Here is a 17,478-nt window from a genome sequence, read left to right as displayed (position 1 = left end):
ATCACAAAATTATATTTTTGATAAATTACCAAAATTAAATAATTTAATTTCGTTTGGTGTTTCTTTAATTATATTTTTAGTATCTAAGATTATTGGATTATCCATTTTTCTAATAAGTACTTTATAATCAAGGTTTTTAAATTCATCATGATCTGCTAGTATTAAACATAGTGATGCACCTTCAACTGCATCTTCAAGACTTTTATATGTATCATTTTCTACATGTGGATCATAGATTCCAATGGTGTAATTTTCTTTTTTAAGTTTTTCAATAATCTCAAATGCAGGACTTTCTCTTGTATCTCCTGTGTTTCCTTTATAAGATAATCCTAGTATTGCGATTTTTGTATTATTTTTATTTGTATGTTTCTTAATAATTTTTTCAGTGTATTTAACTGTAAAATCAGGCATACTTTTATTTGTATCTCTTGCAAGTTTAATTATTTTAGCAGTATCTGGTGCTTTGGAATATATAAAATATGGGTCTATTGCAAGACAATGGCCACCTACGCCAGGTCCAGGATTAAGTATATTTACACGTGGATGTTTATTTGCAAGTTTAATTACATCTAATGCATTTACATCTATTTCAGCACATATTTTTGTAAGTTCATTTGCAAGTGCAATATTAACATCTCTATATGTATTTTCCATACATTTAGATAATTCAGCTGTTTTTGCTTCTGTTTTCATTAATTTTCCTTTAACAAAAGTTCCATATGCTTCTGCAGCTTTATTAGTACATTTCGGTGTTACTCCACCTATAATTCTATCATTGTTTACAAGTTCATACATTATTCTTCCTGGAAGAACTCTTTCTGGACAGTGTGCAAGGAATAAATCTTCTCCAATAGTAAAACCTTCTTTTTCAAATATTGGTTTTACAACTTCATCCATTGAACCAGGTGCAATAGTTGATTCAACTATAATTGTGTTTTCTTTTTTAATATATTTAAGAATAGAATTACAAGCATCTATAACAAAACTTAAATCACAACTTAAGTCTTCTATTTTATATGGAGTAGGTACAGTTATAATAAACACATCTGCTTCTTCAGGTTCTAATTTAGCAGTATATCTTTTTTCATTAATAGCCTCTTTGATACTATCAACTATTCCTGGTTCTTCCATATGTACAATTCCTTTGTTTAAATCTTTGATAATATCCTCTTTAATATCTACACCAACAACATCACATCCATTTTGTGCAAATAATGCTGCTGTAGGAAGACCTATATATCCTTGACCTATTATACATACTTTCATTTTTAATTCCTCTTAATTTCTTTAATAAAAATATAAAGTTAAAGTTAAATTAATATTATATATAATATTATTAATATATCCTTATTATAATATAGATTTTTTTAATTTTTATTATGAAAATTATTATTTTAAGGGTTTTTAAATTTATAAATTTTTAATTATTAAATTTTTTAATTATTGGTTTAGATTAATTAAAATTTATAATTGATTTTTTAGATTTAAACTTTATGTTTAAGTTAAATTTTTAAATTAAATAAATTTTAGTATGTTTTAATCTATAATTTTATTTTAAAGGAATTTAAATAGATTTTTATTATAGTTATAGATTTATAGATTTATTTTGAAGAACTTAGATATTTTTTAATAGATTTTAAATTTATAAATTACTTTAATAATATTCATAATATTTAAAGGTGTTTTTCATGAAAATTTTAGTAACTGGTGCAAATGGTATGTTAGGGACTGATTTATGTGAAGTTCTTAAAGATGAAGATTTAATTGCAACTAGCCATGAAGATTTAGATATCACTGATTTAGATATAATTAGGTCTAAATTTAAGGAATATATGCCAGATGTCATTATTAATTGTGCTGCTATGACAAATGTAGATGCTTGTGAAACAGAAAAAGATTTAGCATATAATTTAAATGCAGAAGGACCTAAAAATCTTGCAATAGCAACAAAAGAAATAGGTGGAACATTAATTCATATTAGTACAGATTATGTATTTAAAGGAGATAAACATAGACCACTTGTAGAAGATGATGAAATTGGACCAGATTCTATTTATGGGAAATCTAAACTTCAAGGTGAGGAAAATATTGAAAATATTTTAGATAAATATTTCATTCTTAGAACTGCATGGTTATATGGTGTTCATGGTCCTAATTTTATTAAAAAAATGTTAGAATTATCTCAAAATCATGATACTTTAACTGTAGTAAATGATCAAGAAGGTTCACCTACATTTACAAAAGATCTTTCTCTTGCTATTAAAGAAATTATTCACTCTGATAAATATGGAGTTTATCATGTTACAAATAGTGGAAATACTACTTGGTATGAATTTTCTAAATTAATATTTAAGAAAAAAGGTATTGATGTTAATGTTAAACCTGTAAGTAGTGAAGAATTTGCTGCTCCTGCACCAAGACCACATTATTCTGTTTTATCTCATGATAAATGGATTAAAAATGGATTTACTGAGTTAAGAGATTATAAAGAAGCTCTTGATGAATATTTAAATTTATAGTTTCTATTTTAATTTAAATAATTTACTATTTTTTTATATTTTATATTAGTTTTATTAAATTTTAGAAATTTTTTTAATTAAATTTATAATATATTAATTACTTAAATTTAATTAATTTATTTTAAATTTATTAAAATTTAATTTAATTTTATTTTATTATTTATTATAAATAGAATTTTATGAGGGATTATTTATGAAAGGAATTGTACTTGCAGGTGGTTCAGGAACTCGACTTTATCCTATTACAAAAGCTGTTTCTAAACAATTATTACCATTATATGATAAACCAATGATTTACTATCCTATTTCCATTTTAATGTTAGCTGGAATAAAAGAAATTCTTATTATATCAACTCCAAGAGACTTACCTCACTTTAAAGAGCTTTTAGGTGATGGTAGTAATTTAGGTATATCATTTTCTTATGCAGTTCAAGATGAACCTAGAGGATTAGCTGATGCATTCATCATTGGTGAAGATTTTATTGGTGATGATACTGTTGCTCTTATACTTGGAGATAATGTTTTCCATGGTCATAGATTTACAGAAATCCTTGAAAAATGTACTGAATTAAAAGAAGGAGCAATAGTATTTGGATATTACTCTAAAAATCCTGAATCATTTGGTGTTGTTGAATTTGATGATGATTGGAATGTATTATCAATTGAAGAAAAACCAGAACATCCTAAATCAAATTATATTGTTCCTGGTCTTTATTTCTATGATAATCAAGTAGTAGATATTGCAAAAAATGTTAAACCATCAGATAGAGGAGAAATAGAAATCACTTCTATTAATGAAGAGTATCTTAAAAGAGGAAAACTTAAAGTCCAATTATTAGGTAGAGGAATGGCTTGGTTAGATACAGGTACTCATGATGGTCTTTTAGAAGCAGGAAACTTTATTGAAACAATTCAAAAAAGACAAGGTTTATATGTTGCATGTCTTGAAGAGATTGCATATAGAAAAGGATATATTACAAGAAAAGATTTATTAAGAGAGGCACAATCTCTTAAAAAAACAGATTATGGTAAATATTTAATTGATTTAGCTAATGATTTAGTTAAATAATTAAATATTTATTTTGTTGAGTATTTAGAAATTTAATTTATTAAATTGGAAATAAATTATATATTAAATTTAAAGATTTTGAGAAAATTTATTTTTTTAAATCATTAGTTAATGGGTTTTATAATGAATTTTAAAAGAGTATATGAAAATGAATTATTTGGAGAAAAAATATTAAAAATCACTGAAAATAATACTGATTTTTCTAATTTTATAAATGATAATAATTACTATCCTTATCATTATGTTTTATCTTATTTAAGGGAGAATTTGTTTTCATGGTATCCATTTAAAGAAGATGCTAGTTTATTAGAAGTAGGTGCAGGATATGGTCAGTTAACTTCCCTTTTTACAAGGAAAGTAAAACATGTAGTTTCAATTGAACCTAATGATTTAATGGCTGAAATTGTAGCTAATAGATCAAATGAATCAATTATTATAGATTCTGATTTTAATAATATTGAAGTAAATGAGAAATTTGACTATATTATACTATGTGATAATTTTGAATATGCAAAATCATTTATAGATTCAGAAAATCCTTATGAAGATTATTTAAAATATTTAAAAACTTTTTTAAAAGAAGATGGTGTAATTTTACTTGCAATTAATAATCGTTTAGGATTAAAATACTTTGCTGGTTTTAAAGAAGAACATATTAACCAATTATTTACTGGTATTGATGGTTATCCAAATATTGATTATGTAGAAACCTTCTCAAAATCACAACTTCAAAATATTATTGAATCTGCAGGATTTGAAAATTATAAATTTTTCTATCCATATCCAGATTATGTATTTCCTCAAATTATTAATACTGATGAGTTTGTAAATAGAATTCCTTATGATCGTAAAATAGAGTATTATGATGAAAGAGTTAATTTCTTTAGAGAAGATAAATTAAACCAATTACTTGCAAGTGAGAATCTAGCAGGAAACTTTTCAAATTCATTTTTAGTAGAGATTAGAAATTCTTCTAATAATCATTTAACTGATAGTATTCAATTTATTAAATTAAATTCTGATAGAAAAGAAGAATTCAGAACACTTACAACTATTAAAGATAATAATGGGAAAATTTTGGTTTCTAAACTTCCTGAATCAAAAAAATCTTTAAACCATATTAAAAAAATGTATAATGGAAGTAATAAATCATTTGGTAAAATTAAATGCCTTAAATGTGATTTTGATTGTAAGAAACTTACTTATCCATTTATACATGAAGAATCATTTGAATATTATATACTAGATGCAATTGTAAATAATGATAAAAATAAGTTTTTCAAGCTTTTAGAAAGATACTATAATGATTTATTTTATGATTCATTTACATCTAATAAATATGCAAATAAAAAATTCTTATCTGTATTTAAAAAAAAATCTAATAAAACATTTCATTGTCATAATATAACAAATCTTGATTTAATATTTAGTAATATCTTTATTATTAATAAGGAATTATTTGCTATTGACTATGAATGGTTATTTGATTTTCCAGTTCCATTAGAATATATATTTTATAGAGTATTATTCCACCATAGAGAAAGTAATCCTATATTTAGGGAATTTATTACTATTGATGAAATATTTGAACATTTCAATTTAGATACTTCTGATTTTAAATTGTTTAATAAATGGAATATAAACTTCTTTAATTATGTATTTGGTTTCCATCCAAAACCTAAACATAAAATTATATCTAAAAACTTTATTGATAATATTGATAAACTCAATGATTATATTGATTTATGTATAGATTCAGATAATTGTGATAATGAAAGAATTGATTTATTAAGGGAAGATATTGTTTTTAGTCAACAAAAATTGATTAATGAATTAGAAGGAGAAATTAAAAGTAAAAACGAGTTTATTCATGAAATATTAGGTTCAAACTCTTGGAAAATTACAAAACCTCTTAGAAAACTAACACATAAATTAAAATAGATTAGATTAATAATATAATTATTAATTTAGCTTTTTAATATGTAAATTAATATAATTATTATTTTACTTTTTTTTATTTTTATTAATTGGAGTGATTTTATTGAAACGTCTTGGAATCTTTCTTTGTTTTGACAAAGAGGGCATTATTGATGATTATATTACTTATTTATTAGATGACATTTCTAAAAATTTAGATGAATTATTCATTGTTTCAAATGGTGAATTAAACTCAAAAAGCATTGATAAATTAAAGAAATATATAGATTCTGATATTTTATTTAGATCTAATATTGGTTTTGATGCTGGTGCTTGGAGAGACGTAATGGTTAAAGAATATGGTTTTAATAAGCTTCTTGATTTTGATGAAGTAATATTATTTAATGATTCATTCTTTGGTCCAATATATCCATTTAAAGAAGTATTTGATAAAATGGATAAAGAAGATGTAGATTTTTGGGGTATAACTAATCATGGTGAAGCACCTAATGCTCGTAATTTATGTCCTTATGGTTATAGACCAAGATATTTACAGACTTATTTTTTAGCTTTTAGAAAGAATATTATTAAATCTAAAGAATTCCAAGACTATTGGTCAAATCTTCCAGATTACACAGATTTTAATGATTTAGCTTTTAAACATGGAGCAGTTTTAACTAAGAAATTTGAAGATTTAGGTTATAAATGGATGCCTTATATTAATACTCAAGATATGGAAGAATCAAGAGAAAAAGCTATGAGTTTCCATACTTATGATATGTATAATATGGTAGCAAATAGAGGTTTACCAGTTCTTAAAAGAAAAGCATTTAAATTACCAAGAGATATTCATCTTCGTTATAATATGGGGATGGAAATATCTCGTACAATGGAATATTTAGAAAAAAATACAAATTATGATACTTCTTTAATATATAATTATTTCCTTAGAACTATGGAACCTAGTCAATTAGTTGATATTCTTAATTTAATTAGGATATTTCCTAAAAATAATTTAAATGCTAATTATAAAACAAATAAAAAAGTTATTGTTCTTGTTCATTTATATTATGATGATTTATGGGAGTATGCATTTAATTATTTAAAAAATATTCCAGATTATATTGATATTCTTATAACAACTGATACTAAAGATAAACAAGAATTCTTTAAAGAGAATATTGCAAGTAAATTAAATAACAATACTCGTGTAATGGAAATTAATCCTCGTGGAAGAGATATGGCTTCTTTATTTGTAGCTAGTCGTGATATATTAAAAGATTATGATTACTTTTGTTTTATGCATGATAAAAAATCTGCAGGAAAAGAATATATTACTGTTGGAGCTACATTTAGAGATATATTATGGGAGAATAATTTAGGAAGTCCTGATTATATTAATTCTATTATTAAAGAGTTTGATAATCATAAAAGTTTAGGTTTAATCGTTCCTCCAAGAGTATATCATGGTACATATTTCTTTACATATATGAATAATTATTGGACAATGTGTTATAATATTGTTTTAAAACTTCTTAAGAGAATGAATATAAATAGGCCTAAAATTACTAGGACTAAAGCACCGTTATCTATTGGTAATTGTTTTTGGGCTAAATATGATGCTTTAAAACCTATATTTGATTTAGAATTAGATTATATAGATTTTCCAGAAGAACCAATGCCTGCTGATGGAACTATTAGTCATGCATTAGAAAGGATTTATGGTTATGTTGCAGCAAGCCAAAAATACTATACTGAAATTGTCATGACTGAAGATTATGGAAGAACTGAAATATTTAACTTTAATTATATGTTTGGTAATACATTAAGATCTATTAAATCTCATGATCCTGGATTTATTAGATATAATCGTTCTTTCTTTGGATTTATCCATTCTTTACCTAATTATTTTAGGATGACTGCTAGTCTTAAGAATTTTAGTAAATGGAAGTTTAAACAATTAATTAAAAAAGTCTTAAGAAAAATCAAAAAATAAGTTTAATTTTTTATTTTTTTAATTCTATATTTAAACTTAAGAATTTATTTTTTTAATTTTATTTATAATTTAAAAACAATAGTTTATTCTTTATTAATTGATTTTATATTAGAATTTTATTTATTAGATTATAAGATTTGTTGGGAGTTATAATTGTTTTATTTTAATTTTTGAGTCTGTTGAAAACTATTTTTTATAATAATTTAAACAGTATTAATACTTAAAAATTAAATTTAAGAAATTTTATTTAAAAAAAATTTGAAAGATTTCAGCAATACTCTTTTTAAAAATAAATGTATTTTAGAAAGTTTAAATTTTAATTAATAGTTTTTCAATAAATTAGATATAATTAAAAATTTATTATTATTAAATTACAAAATAAGTATAATGTGATATTATGGGAAAATTCAAATTTACAAAATTAGATATTGATGGTGTATTTACTGTAGAACCTACAGTATTTGGTGATGAACGTGGATACTTTATGGAAACATATAATGAAAATGATTTTAAAGATGAAGGTTATGATTTAACCTTTGTACAAGATAATCAATCAAGATCTACAAAAGGTGTTTTAAGAGGTCTTCATTTCCAATATACTCAACCACAAGGTAAACTTGTACGTGTAATTAAAGGTGAAGTATTTGATGTTGCTGTAGACTTAAGAAAAGATTCAGAAACCTATGGTAAATGGGTAGGAGTAAGATTATCTGAAGAAAATAAAAAACAATTATTTATTCCAAAAGGATTTGCACATGGATTTTTAGTTTTATCTGATATTGCAGAATTCGTATATAAATGTACTGATTTTTATAATCCTAATGATGAAGGTGGAATTAAATGGGATGATCCAGATATTGGTATTGATTGGCCTACAGAGGGAATTGATAAATTAATATTCTCAGAAAAAGATCAACATTGGAAAGCTTTAAAAGATACACCTGTTAATTTTTAGAGGGATTTATATGACTAAAATACTTGTTACTGGTGGAGCAGGATTTATTGGTAGTAATTTTTTAAAATATATGGTTAATAAATATCCAAATTATGATTTTATTAATTTAGATGCATTAACTTACTGTGGAAATCTTGAAAATTTAAGTGATATTGAAGATTATGATAATTACACTTTTGTAAAAGGTGATATTAGAGATGCTAGTTTAGTTGATAAATTAGTATCTGATGTAGATTATATAGTACACTTTGCAGCTGAAAGTCATGTAGATAGAAGTATAGAAGATCCTGGAATATTTATTAAATCAAATATCTTAGGAACTCAAACTTTACTTGATGCAGCTAAAAAGTATGATATTAAGAAATATCTTCAAGTTTCAACTGATGAAGTTTATGGTTCTCTTGGACCAGAAGGATACTTTACAGAAGAAACACCACTTCAAGCTAACAGTCCTTATTCAGCATCTAAAGCAGGCGCTGATTTAATGGTTAGAGCATATCATAATACATTTAATCTTCCTATTAATATAACACGTTGTTCAAATAACTATGGTCCATATCAATTTCCAGAAAAATTAATACCACTTATGATTTCTAATGCACTTGAAGATAAAGAACTTCCAATCTATGGGGATGGTAAAAATATTAGAGATTGGTTACATGTATATGACCATTGTACTGCTATTGACTTAGTATTACATAAAGGTAAATCTGGTGAGGTCTATAATATTGGTGGTCATAATGAAAAATCAAATATTGAAATTGTAAAATTAATTCTTAAAGAATTAAATAAACCAGAATCTCTTATTAAATTTGTAAGTGATAGATTAGGTCATGATAGACGTTATGCTATTGATTCTTCTAAAATAAGAAAAGATTTAGGATGGAAACCTAAATATAATTTTGAAACAGGTATTGTTGAAACAATTAATTGGTATTTAGACAATCAAGATTGGATTAAAAAAGTAAAAAGTGGAGAATATCAAAAATATTATGAAAGAATGTATTCAAATAGATAATTATTAAATACTTAATTATATCTTTAATATTTCACTATTTCTGATATAATAAATTTTTAAGTTTTAATTTTTATATTATCTATTTTTTGATTTAATCGATTTTATAGGCTTTAATTTTAATATTATCTATAAAAACGATTTATATTCTAATATTTTTTTAATTCTTTATATTATTATTTAAAAAAGGTTATAATATGAGTAATATTTTTAGTTTCATGTTAAAATCTGGATTTAATGCTAAAAAGGCTTTAAAATATAGTAAAGCATATAATAAGATTATTGAATTGAATCTTTTTGATGAAGAATTTTATATTAATCATTATTCATCTTATTTTTCTGGTAATCCTTTAGAACATTACTTATTTTATGGATATAAAAAAGGTTTTGATCCATCATTAAATTTTAATACTTTTAAATACTTAAATGAATATCCAGATATTAAAGATGCAGGTCTAAATCCGCTTGTTCATTATGTTTTATATGGTATTAATGAAGGTCGTGAAGCTTTTCCATCACAATACCTTATAAAAGAAAGAATTCTTGATACAAATAAACTCTATTTAAATAATTATAATTTTATTAAAGAACCTCTTGTTTCTATTATAATCTTAAATAGAAATGGTCTTAGTAAGTTAAAAATCCTTTTCAATGATTTTTCTAAAAAAGCAAATTACTCTAATATTGAACTTATTTTTATTGATAATAATTCAAGTGATGATTCTATTAATTATCTTAAATCATTAGATTTAGATTTTCCAGTTAAAATTATTGAAAACTCCAAAAATTTATCTTTTTCAAAAGCAAATAATATTGGGGTAGAAAATGCAAATGGTGAATTTATTCTACTTTTAAATAATGATATTGAACCAAGTTTTGCTTGGTTAAGTGAGATGGTAGGAACTATATTAAAAGATGATAATATAGCTGCAGTAGGTGCTAAACTTCTATTTCCTTATTATGATGATATTGATTCAAGTAAAAAATCATTTAAAATTCAACATTCTGGAGATATTTTTTCATTTAATAAATATCTAAAAGTATATGCTTATAACAATAATTCACAATTCAACCCATTTGATTTAAATGTAAATACTACTAAAAAAGTAGTATCTGTTACTGCTGCAGCAGTCTTAATTAGAAAATCTGTATATGAGGAACTTGGTGGTCTTGATGAAGATTATATCTATGGTTATGAAGATGTAGATTTTTCACTTAAATTAAATAGAGCAGGTTATGATATAGTTTATTGTTCAAGTGCATTACTATTTCATCATGAATCAAGTACTAGAACTACAAATAAAAACTTTAAACACAATTCAAACATGCTTATTAGTAAATGGTATAATTATCTAAATAGAAATATTCTTTTAGATAAATTAAATAATAAGAAGTTTTTTTCTTCTGAACCTTTAAAATTTTTATTTATAGTAAAAGAATTAGATGATTTTATTTTAGATTTATTTAATAAATTTAAAAGTCAAGGTTTTTTAGTGGAATTATCTACAGATCCTGAAAATATTTACGTAGATAATTTAACTGATGTTATAATTTCATTTGATAGTGATATAAATATCCAAAACATTGATTTAAGAGAAAATACTATAAAGATTTTATGTTTAGATAATATTTCTTCAATTATTGATTTAGACTTATATGACTTAGTATTTCTTAATGATTTAAATACTTCTAAGAGATATGATTCTTCTAAGGTATATTATTTAAATTCAGATTATATTAATATTATAAACAGTTTAAAAGATTTCATATTAAAAAAATATCCTTTATCTAAGGATTAATAATTAAACTTAATTATATTAATTAGGTTTACAATATATTTATTAAAATTATTTACAGTGATTAAATGTCAGATTATAAACTCTCAGTTATTATACCTACTTATAATTCTGGAGATTTTCTAGTAGAAGCAATAGATTCAATTAAAAATCAGAGTATTGGATTTAATAATATTGAGGTAATTATTGTTGATGATAAATCTACAGATGACTATACCATAAATCTTTTAAATAATTATAAGAAGTATTCTAATATTAAAGTTATTTTTAAAGATAAAAACTCTGGTTTTCCTGGAGAAGGTAGGAATATTGGTATTAGAAATGCTGAAAGTGATTATGTTATAGTAATGGATCATGATGATACCTATGTTGAAAATGCATTTGAGGTAATGTATAATAAAATTTCAAGTGAAAATGCAGATTTAATTATTGCTACATATATGAATGTTTATAATGATAAATCTCTTAAACCAGAGTATGTATTTAATAAAGATATTGATGAAGTAGAAATATCTTCAATTGATGAGAATCCTAAATTTTTTAAGATAGGTCCTAGTATTTGGACTAAACTTTATAGAAAAAACTTTCTTTTTGAGAATAATATTAAATTCATTGAAGGAATGCTTGCAGAAGATTTAGAACTTTTCATACATTCCTTATTATGTGTTAAAAAAGCAATTTATTTAAATAATTTCTTTGCATATAATTATAGAATTAGGAATAGTGCAAATGATAAATCAACAATACATATACGTAATAAAAAATATCTTAGTGCAATGATTGATGGATACTTTAAAACATGGGATGATTTAAAAGAATTTAATAAGGAATATTATTTCCCTGATGTTTTTACTCAACATGTTGTATATTGGATTAAAAGTTTTATTGCAAGTGATATATCAGATAATGAAAAAATAGAACTTCTAGAGAAAATATCTCCAATTTTGAAAAAACAATTAGAGTATACTCCTGATTTTTCAGAAAGAATTTATAAAGATTTAGCTAATCCAATATTAAATGATGATTATGCAAAAGCTTTAAATGTTTCTAAGAAAATTAAAAAATCAAGAAAAATTAAAGAATCAATTAAATCTTTCTTAGGTAAATTACATTAAAACTTTTTTTAATAATTATAATTTATTTTAAATTTATTATTATGGTAGAAATAATTATGTATAAATCATTAATTTTAAATATTTTAAACTATAAAGGATTTTTAGTTATATTTTATTATCTTTTTATATATGGTGAAAATAATGTTTGGAAATATCTCTAGATTCTTAGCTAATTTTAATAGATATAAGTTTTTATTATATGAACTTATTAAAAGAGATATTCAAAGTAAATATAAAGAATCTGTTTTAGGTTTACTTTGGAGTTTTTTTAATCCATTACTACAATGTTTAGCATTAACTATTGTATTTTCAACATTATTTGGTCGTTCAATTCCTAACTATCCTGTATATTTATTATCTGGTAAATTATTATTTGATTTATTTGCTAATTCTACATCAGGAGCAATGAATTCTATACGTGCTAATAGGCAGATTATTAAAAAAGTATATGTTCCTAAATATATGTTTACATTAGGTGTTGTTTCATCAGAATTTGTTAATTATTTAATATCACTTATTGTACTTGTACTTGTAATGATTGTAACAAGAGCACCATTTTATTTAACTATTGTTTATATGGTTATACCTGTAATATTCATGTTTATATTTGCAATTGGTGTAGGTTTAATACTTGCAACATTAACAACATTCTTTACAGATGTTAAATATCTATGGGGAGTAATGATTATGTTGTTATCTTATTTAACACCATTATTCTATCCTATTAGTATTATACCTAAGAAATTTTTAATATTCTTTTACTTAAGTCCAATATATGCTGCAGTATCATCATGTAGGGATTGTATATTATATAATTGTTTCCCTAACTTGTATTTATTATCTTATTTAATATTATCAGCTATTGTAGCATTGGTAATTGGTATTGTAATATTTTATAAGTATCAAGATAAATTCATTCTACGTTTATAAATTATGTGGTTAGTAATTAGACTTATTTAATGGTAGGATTGTTATTAGTGGGTTTATAGGTTTATGTGGTTAGTAATTTGACTAAATATCTGAAAATATGATTAAGATTTAAATATTTAAATAATAAGTTATTTCAGTTAAATATATTAGGAGGTAGTTTATGTCAAAAAATAGAAAGAAAACACGTATTTATGGTATTAATTTAGAAAAAATCTTTAAAACAGCTACTCCTTATTATGCTATTTTAGTAGATGAAGATGGTAATACATTAAGTGGTAAAGAAGTTAATTTTAATATTTTAAATAAAAATTATTCTTCTGTTACCTCATCAGATGGATCTGTATCTCTTGATATTAATCTTAATCCAAGAACTTATACTATAGTAACTTCTTTTAAAGGTGATTCTGAATATTTACCTTCAGAAACTAAAAATAAAGTAATAGTTACTCTTAAACCTAAACCACAACCTAAACCACAAGAAAAATCTAAACCTAAATCACAACCTAAACCAAAAAAATTAACAAAAGAAGAAATACTTAAAAAATATCCTTTAAGAGCTTATCCAGTTTCAGATGAAGTAATTATAACAGTTAAAGATTTAACAATGGAATTTGATTTATCTAAAGAAAGAGTAGATAATCTTAAAGAGTATATCATTCGTGCACTTAAAAGACAAATTCCACCTAAAACTAAATTTAAAGCATTAAATCATGTATCATTTAAAGTTAGAAAAGGTGAAAGATTAGGAGTCATTGGTTTTAATGGTGCTGGAAAAAGTACTCTTCTTAAAATCTTATCTGGTGTAATGAAACCTACTGAAGGAGAGGTTAAGGTTAAAGGAAATGTTGCACCTCTTTTAGAATTAGGTGCAGGTTTTGATCATAATTATACTGGTTCAGAAAATATTTTTTTAAATGGAGCAATATTAGGTTATACAAGAGATTTTCTTGAAGAAAAGTATGATGAGATTGCAGAGTTTTCAGAACTTGGTGAGTTTTTACAAGTACCTATTAAAAATTATTCCTCTGGTATGAAAGCAAAACTTGGTTTTTCTATTGCAACTGTTGTATCTCCAGATATTTTAATTTTAGATGAAGTTTTATCTGTTGGAGATGTTAAATTTAGGGAAAAAAGTACTAAAAAATTAGAATCTCTTATGAAAAAAGGTGTAACTGTTATTTTAGTATCTCACTCAATTGGTGCTATTAGGAAAATATGTAACACAGCACTTTGGCTTGATCATGGTAAAGTAATGGATTATGGAGATGTGGATGAGGTTTGTGATAAATATATTGAAGCTGCTAAAAGTGCATCTAAAGCTCAACTAGCAAATATTAAATTAAATTAATTTTTTTCTATAATTTTTTATATTCAAATTATTTTTTTAATTTACAGTTAAAATTTATAGGCTTTTTTTACTTTTAATTTAAAATTTTACTCTTTTTAAGGTTTATAGAATTTTTTTTATTTTTTGTAATTTAGGGTTTTATTTTTTTTAAGGTTTATAGAATTTTTTATTTTTTTGATTTTTATTAATTATTTTAATTAAATTTTTATATTATTTTAGATTAATTTACTATTAATAAGATTCTTAAAATTTAATTTAAATTTAAATTATCTAAGGTAATAATATGGCTTTAAAACATCGGATATATGGGGCTATCTTTAATATCTTTAATATTTTTCCAATTAAAGATAATTCAGTTTCATTTGTAGTTGATAAGAATAAATCGTTTATTGGAAACTTTAATTATATTTATAAAGAACTTAATTTACGTAATATTAATCTTGAATATAATTGTGTAGTTAAAAATAGATTTTCATTTTCAGATATATATCATCTTGCAAGATCAAAGTATATATTTTTAAATGATAATTTTTTAGCTCTTGCATATATGAATATATCTAATAAAACTAAAGTTATACAAGTTTGGCATGGTCCTGGTGCATTTAAAAAATTTGGTTATTCATCTGTTGATTTAAAAGATGAAGATTTAATTAAATTAATTAGAAATTCATCTAAACGTATAACTTATCTTACTGTAACATCAGAAAATATTAAAAAATATTATAGTGAAGCTTTTCAAATTGATGAAGATAAAATTATTCCATCTGGAATTCCAAGACTTGATTTTTATTCTAAAAAAAATATATCAAAAAACAATATTAGTAGAATAAAAAAAGATTTTATGAGAAATCATCCTGAAATTAAGAATAAAAAGATAATATTATATGCTCCAACATTTAGAGAAAATTCAGAATATAATAATGTTTTTAAATATTTTGATGTAGTTAAATTCCTTAATGAATTATCTGATAGGTATGTTCTTCTTGTTCGTTTACATCCTAAAATGTATGAATTTGATAGAGAAAATAATATTAATAAAGATATTTTTAATCTTGATAATATTATTGATTGTACAAAATATGAAAATGAGCAAAATCTTTTATTAATGTCTGATATATTAATAACTGATTATTCATCAATAATGATTGAATATTCTATTTTAAATAGGCCAATTATATTTTTTGCATATGATTTAGATAATTATTTATCTAATGAAAGAGGATTTTACTTTGATTATAAAGATGTACCTGGAACAATAGTTAAAAATACTTCTGAACTTATTGATGTTATTAAAAATTCTAAATTTAATATGGATAAATTAGAGAAGTTTTTGAAATTCCAATTTGATTATATAGATGATAAATCTTCTAAAAGAATTATTGATTTTGTTTTAGACTCTTAATTCTTAAATCTATGTTTTTATGTCTTTATTTAGATTTTTGCTTGGAATTAGTAGGTTGGGATTAATTTTATGTTTAGGTTTTTAGTTTTTAGTTAGGTTAGTAGGTTAGGATTTAATTTTTATATTTGATTCTTAAATCTAGATTTTAAGTTTTATATTATTTAAATAAATTTTTATAAATTAAAGGTTATTATAATGGTTAATGAAGTTAGTGTAATAATTCCTGTATATAATGCTTCTAAGTATATTGAAAAAACATTAAAATCACTTGTATCTCAAAGTTTTAAAGATTTTGAAATAATAATTGTAGATGATGGATCTGAAGATGATTCTATAGAGATTATAAATAAATTCTTATTAAATCATGATTTTACATTTATTGTAGATTCTCAAGAAGATAAAGGTGTAAGTTCTGCAAGAAATAGAGGACTTGAATTAGCTAATGGGAATTATATAATATTTCTTGATGATGATGATATTTTAACTAATAATCATATAGAAAATTTATACAATAGTCTTAAAAATAATAACTCTGATTTATCATTTACTTATCTTAGTAAAATTAACAATGAAGGTAAATATTTAACTAATATTTCTGATTATGATTCAATAAAAGATTTAGATTTAATAGATTCTGATGAATTTATTAAACTAGAATTAGATATGAAAATACCATTTAGTTTTGTTGAATTAATGTATAAAAAAGATATATTAGATAAAAATTCTATACGATTTAATGAAAATATTAATTATGGTGAAGACACTGAATTTGCACTTAAAGCACTTGTGTTTTCTCAGAATGTAGCAATATCTCATGAATTCACATATTTATATCTTCAGAGGGAAGGTTCAATTACATCAAATGTATACCTTGAAAGATTTGATTTTGTTAATGTTTTAGATAATTTTGCTAAATATTATATGGATAATTCAAAAACTAGAAATAAGGAAGTAATAGATTTAATCTATACAAAACGTATTCCTAAAGCAATATTTGGAAATTTAATGTTTTTATTTTATTGTGATTTTCCATATGATATGATTATGGATAAAGTTCAATCTATGGGTTTATTAGATAAACTTAGAGATTTTAAATCTACAAGTAGTCTTGATAGAAAATTTAATATTAAAATTAGATTATTTTTGATTTCTCCAAAAATATATTATACATTTTGGAAGATGTTTAAAAATAGTATTTAATTTTTAGTATATTATTTAATTCAATAGAAAATAAATATTTAATAAATTTTTTAGATATTCTATTTTATAGATATTCATATATTATTAAATTATTAGATAGATTATAGATATAATTATGATTTTATTTGATTAGTTATGGTTGGTATGTTAGGATATAATTATGTTGTTATTTGATTAGTTATGGTTGGTATGTTAGGATATAATTATGTTGTTATT

At 22.9% G+C, this 17,478-nt stretch carries 13 protein-coding genes; 12 read left to right on the top strand and 1 reads right to left on the bottom strand.

The genetic code is table 11. The features are described 5' to 3' along the window. Positions 1–9: 9 nt before the first annotated feature. Positions 10–1,266, bottom strand: coding sequence for a nucleotide sugar dehydrogenase (locus tag T523_RS02355; protein ID WP_042707318.1), 1,257 nt, complete (start codon positions 1,264–1,266; stop codon positions 10–12). 422 nt (positions 1,267–1,688) lie between these two features. On the opposite strand from T523_RS02355, the gene rfbD reads away from it, so the two are divergent. The 12 genes from rfbD to T523_RS02295 all read left to right on the top strand — a co-directional run bounded on the left by rfbD (position 1,689) and on the right by T523_RS02295 (position 17,262). Beyond that, a complete protein-coding gene (gene rfbD / locus T523_RS02350) occupies positions 1,689–2,519 on the top strand; it encodes a dTDP-4-dehydrorhamnose reductase (RefSeq protein WP_042707317.1) in 831 nt (276 codons plus the stop codon). A gap of 193 nt (positions 2,520–2,712) precedes the next feature. Further along, positions 2,713–3,588 carry a glucose-1-phosphate thymidylyltransferase RfbA gene (gene rfbA, locus T523_RS02345; protein WP_042707316.1) on the top strand — a complete coding sequence of 292 codons (876 nt, stop codon included), beginning with the start codon at positions 2,713–2,715 and terminating at the stop codon, positions 3,586–3,588. 123 nt (positions 3,589–3,711) lie between these two features. Beyond that, entirely contained in the window at positions 3,712–5,529 is a 1,818-nt protein-coding gene (locus tag T523_RS02340; RefSeq protein WP_042707315.1) for a class I SAM-dependent methyltransferase, read from the top strand. Positions 5,530–5,629: 100 nt separating this feature from the next. Beyond that, positions 5,630–7,501, top strand: coding sequence for a rhamnan synthesis F family protein (locus T523_RS02335; RefSeq protein ID WP_042707314.1), 1,872 nt, complete (start codon positions 5,630–5,632; stop codon positions 7,499–7,501). Between the two features lie 397 nt (positions 7,502–7,898). Next, positions 7,899–8,456: a dTDP-4-dehydrorhamnose 3,5-epimerase gene (gene rfbC / locus T523_RS02330; RefSeq protein WP_042707313.1), complete on the top strand. Its 558-nt coding sequence runs from the start codon at positions 7,899–7,901 to the stop codon at positions 8,454–8,456. 10 nt (positions 8,457–8,466) lie between these two features. Beyond that, positions 8,467–9,474 carry a dTDP-glucose 4,6-dehydratase gene (rfbB, locus tag T523_RS02325; protein ID WP_042707312.1) on the top strand — a complete coding sequence of 336 codons (1,008 nt, stop codon included), beginning with the start codon at positions 8,467–8,469 and terminating at the stop codon, positions 9,472–9,474. 194 nt (positions 9,475–9,668) lie between these two features. After that, positions 9,669–11,270, top strand: coding sequence for a glycosyltransferase family 2 protein (locus T523_RS02320; RefSeq protein ID WP_042707311.1), 1,602 nt, complete (start codon positions 9,669–9,671; stop codon positions 11,268–11,270). 65 nt (positions 11,271–11,335) lie between these two features. Further along, the gene (locus T523_RS02315; RefSeq protein WP_042707310.1) at positions 11,336–12,382 is read left to right on the top strand and encodes a glycosyltransferase family 2 protein; all 1,047 of its coding nucleotides are present in this window, start codon (positions 11,336–11,338) and stop codon (positions 12,380–12,382) included. A 141-nt stretch (positions 12,383–12,523) separates the two neighbouring features. Then, positions 12,524–13,312, top strand: coding sequence for an ABC transporter permease (locus T523_RS02310; RefSeq protein WP_042707309.1), 789 nt, complete (start codon positions 12,524–12,526; stop codon positions 13,310–13,312). 160 nt (positions 13,313–13,472) lie between these two features. Then, positions 13,473–14,660 (top strand): ATP-binding cassette domain-containing protein, encoded by a 1,188-nt coding sequence (locus T523_RS09125; protein WP_084486378.1) that lies wholly within the window; start codon positions 13,473–13,475, stop codon positions 14,658–14,660. Positions 14,661–14,943: 283 nt separating this feature from the next. Further along, the gene (locus T523_RS02300) at positions 14,944–16,062 is read left to right on the top strand and encodes a CDP-glycerol--glycerophosphate glycerophosphotransferase (protein WP_042707308.1); all 1,119 of its coding nucleotides are present in this window, start codon (positions 14,944–14,946) and stop codon (positions 16,060–16,062) included. Positions 16,063–16,257: 195 nt separating this feature from the next. After that, the gene (locus T523_RS02295; RefSeq protein WP_042707307.1) at positions 16,258–17,262 is read left to right on the top strand and encodes a glycosyltransferase family 2 protein; all 1,005 of its coding nucleotides are present in this window, start codon (positions 16,258–16,260) and stop codon (positions 17,260–17,262) included. Positions 17,263–17,478 lie beyond the last annotated feature (216 nt).

Origin of the sequence: Methanobrevibacter wolinii SH, from assembly GCF_000621965.1 — an archaeon.
Taxonomy (GTDB): domain Archaea; phylum Methanobacteriota; class Methanobacteria; order Methanobacteriales; family Methanobacteriaceae; genus Methanarmilla; species Methanarmilla wolinii.
The sequence above is the reverse complement of the archived record's forward strand: the minus strand, read 5'-3'. Positions and strand labels throughout refer to the sequence as shown.

What these genes read in the sequence shown, in the direction of transcription:
- T523_RS02355 (WP_042707318.1), bottom strand. Translation starts at nt 1,266, where the DNA reads ATGAAAGTATGTATAATAGGTCAAGGATATATAGGTCTTCCTACAGCA.
- rfbD (WP_042707317.1), top strand. Translation starts at nt 1,689, where the DNA reads ATGAAAATTTTAGTAACTGGTGCAAATGGTATGTTAGGGACTGATTTA.
- rfbA (WP_042707316.1), top strand. Translation starts at nt 2,713, where the DNA reads ATGAAAGGAATTGTACTTGCAGGTGGTTCAGGAACTCGACTTTATCCT.
- T523_RS02340 (WP_042707315.1), top strand. Translation starts at nt 3,712, where the DNA reads ATGAATTTTAAAAGAGTATATGAAAATGAATTATTTGGAGAAAAAATA.
- rfbC (WP_042707313.1), top strand. Translation starts at nt 7,899, where the DNA reads ATGGGAAAATTCAAATTTACAAAATTAGATATTGATGGTGTATTTACT.
- rfbB (WP_042707312.1), top strand. Translation starts at nt 8,467, where the DNA reads ATGACTAAAATACTTGTTACTGGTGGAGCAGGATTTATTGGTAGTAAT.
- T523_RS02320 (WP_042707311.1), top strand. Translation starts at nt 9,669, where the DNA reads ATGAGTAATATTTTTAGTTTCATGTTAAAATCTGGATTTAATGCTAAA.
- T523_RS02315 (WP_042707310.1), top strand. Translation starts at nt 11,336, where the DNA reads ATGTCAGATTATAAACTCTCAGTTATTATACCTACTTATAATTCTGGA.
- T523_RS02310 (WP_042707309.1), top strand. Translation starts at nt 12,524, where the DNA reads ATGTTTGGAAATATCTCTAGATTCTTAGCTAATTTTAATAGATATAAG.
- T523_RS09125 (WP_084486378.1), top strand. Translation starts at nt 13,473, where the DNA reads ATGTCAAAAAATAGAAAGAAAACACGTATTTATGGTATTAATTTAGAA.
- T523_RS02300 (WP_042707308.1), top strand. Translation starts at nt 14,944, where the DNA reads ATGGCTTTAAAACATCGGATATATGGGGCTATCTTTAATATCTTTAAT.
- T523_RS02295 (WP_042707307.1), top strand. Translation starts at nt 16,258, where the DNA reads ATGGTTAATGAAGTTAGTGTAATAATTCCTGTATATAATGCTTCTAAG.